The sequence below is a fragment of the Lacrimispora brassicae genome (assembly GCF_054772055.1).
In genome coordinates, this window is sequence record NZ_BRYH01000017.1 from 1 (window position 1) to 2,011 (window position 2,011).

A 2,011-nucleotide genomic window follows, 5' to 3' on the forward strand; every position below is an offset into this window, starting at 1 on the left:
ATACGTAATACTGTAAAAGTGTTGCGCATCAAGGCTACGGTTCCACCACAGGCAGACATGCCCCTGGAGTACGAACCGGGAGATGCCGTCCAGATTGACTGGGGAGAAGCAACTGTTTACATCGATGGAAAGAAATGTAAGGTTCAGTTCTTCTGTGGTCGCCTCTGTTACAGCTGCGATATTTTTGTACAGGTATTTCATTCCCAAAACCTCGAATCATTTTTAGAAGCCCAGCAGTTAATGTTTGACCACTTTAGAGGCATTCCAAAACGTTTGATCTTCGATAATGCAAAAGTAGCTGTTAAAGAAGGCTTTGGACTTCATGCGAAAGCAACGGATGGATACAGATCTTTCGCTGCTCACTATGCATTCAAGACTGATTTCTGCAACATCGCATGTGGGAATGAAAAAGGTCTTGTAGAAAATCTTGTCGGCTATGCAAGAAGGAATTTCATGGTGCCTGTTCCGAGAGTAGCCAGTCTTGAGGAACTAAATAAAAAACTGATGGCGGATTGTCTGAATTACAGAAACAATCATAAAGTTGAGTCACATTCACTCACTGTCAGAGAATCCTATAACGAGGAATGGTATTCACTTAGTGCAATTCCTTCCTATCGATTTGATACCAGCCGTACAGCAACGCCTGGTGTTGGAGATTACTCAACCGTTCGCTTTGACAAGAATAATTACTCTGTTCCTGTCAGGTATCTGCGCAAGATCATTGTAGCCAAAGGATACGCTACTAAAGTATGTTTCTTTTACGACAATGAGATTATTGCAACCTATGACCGTATATACGGATCAGGAAAGACAGCGTATCGTCTGGAACACTACATTGACCTTTTGGAGCGCAAACCCAGAAGTGTATTCCAGGCAAAACCCGTAAAAGCAAATGTCACCAAGGAACTACTTGACTGGGGACGTATGCTTCCGGGTGGGAATGCCGAAATGGTCAAGCTGCTGCGCCTGTGCGTTGATTATGGCGAAGAAAGAATCCTCTCCATCAGACAAAAGCTTCCTCAGAACCTTGTACCAACTGTAGATATGATCCGAAGCCAGCTGCATGAGACACCAGAATCAAATGTGCTGTATTTTAAGCACGAAATACCTGTTACATCTACGGATCTTACAAAGTACGATGAGAAATGTGGGGTGGCTGCACGATGAAAAATTTACAGTCACAGACCATTGAGCTATATTCGAAACAGTTACGTACACCTATGTTCAATCAGTATCAGGATGTTGTAAGGCAACTGGATCAGAAGCAAGGTTATGAAGATTTCCTGATTGTACTTATGAAACTGGAACTGGATTCCAGACAGGAAAGCACCCGCAGGAGAAAAATTAAAAGTGCTGGTTTTCCATATATCAAAACCATGGAAGAACTCGATTATAACAGGTTCGAGCACATGGACAACGCATTTATAAACGAACTTGCTGCCTGTGATTTCATCAGCAAGAGACAAAATATCGTAATGATAGGAAATCCAGGAACCGGCAAGACCCATCTTTCTATAGCACTTGGTGTCAAGGCCTGTATGCAGGGAATGAATGTAAAATTCTATACCGCAGCAAATCTGTCAAATGAATTAATTGAAGCGCAGGATAATCATAAGCTTGTCCGACTGGAGAAACAAATCTTAAAGGCAGACCTGCTCATTATTGATGAGCTGAGCTATCTTACCTTTAACAGACATCAGTCAGAGCTGCTATTCAAAGTGGTTGCTGACAGAGCCGAAAGAAAAAGTGTTATTGTTTCCACGAACCTTCGGTTTTCAGAATGGACATCCATGTTCGAAAACCAGACCATGGTAACAGCTCTGATTGACAGGCTGACATTCCGGTCACATGTATTAAATATGAATTCAGATAATCCTTATCGTGCTGAGCACGCCGCTGTAGTATCTGATGACGGAAAGGAGGCTGATTCATAATGACAGATCTCGAATTAGAATTACAGATTGCCGAATTCTCACTCCAAGAAGCAGATGAAGCATTCACAAAACTGCGT

2 protein-coding genes are annotated in these 2,011 nt (G+C 42.4%); both read left to right on the forward strand.

Annotated elements, in window-relative coordinates; all coding sequences use genetic code 11:
- On the forward strand, positions 1–1,167 hold a 1,167-nt coding region (istA, locus tag ACYVD3_RS09230), incomplete at its 5' end, for an IS21 family transposase (protein ID WP_460642222.1).
- On the forward strand, positions 1,164–1,934 hold the full coding sequence (gene istB / locus ACYVD3_RS09235) for an IS21-like element helper ATPase IstB (protein WP_460642223.1): 771 nt from the start codon (positions 1,164–1,166) through the stop codon (positions 1,932–1,934). The genes istA and istB, both read left to right, overlap by 4 nt.
- Positions 1,935–2,011 lie beyond the last annotated feature (77 nt).